We start from the raw sequence: 528 nt of genomic DNA on the forward strand, positions 1-528 counted from the left end.
CTTTTCTACACCGTAAGGTGGTGTAGGAACAAGTGCTGGGCAAGACCGGTGCCAGCCGCCGCGGTAATACCGGCAGCACGAGTGATGGCCGATTTTATTGGGCCTAAAGCGTCCGTAGCTGGCCGTTCAAGTCTGTCGGGAAATCCAGTGGCTCAACCACTGGGCTGCCGGCGGAAACTGGACGGCTTGGGACCGGAAGATCCGAGGGGTACGTTCGGGGTAGGAGTGAAATCCTGTAATCCTGAACGGACCACCGATGGCGAAAGCACCTCGGAAGCACGGATCCGACAGTGAGGGACGAAAGCTTGGGTCTCGAACCGGATTAGATACCCGGGTAGTCCAAGCTGTAAACGATGCTCGCTCGGTCTGGCGCAGGCTACGAGCCTGTGCTGTGCCACAGTGAAGACGTAAGCGAGCCGCCTGGGAAGTACGTCCGCAAGGATGAAACTTAAAGGAATTGGCGGGGGAGCACTACAACCGGAGGAGCCTGCGGTTTAATTGGACTCAACGCCGGACATCTCACCAGCA

General features: G+C 58.0%; 1 rRNA gene. It reads left to right on the forward strand.

Annotated features, from left to right (window positions below):
• A 16S ribosomal RNA gene (locus ACMGFE_RS26040) occupies positions 1-528 on the forward strand; the annotation flags it as partial.

The sequence above is a fragment of the Halosimplex amylolyticum genome (genome assembly GCF_051414035.1).
Classification (GTDB): Archaea; Halobacteriota; Halobacteria; order Halobacteriales; family Haloarculaceae; genus Halosimplex; species Halosimplex amylolyticum.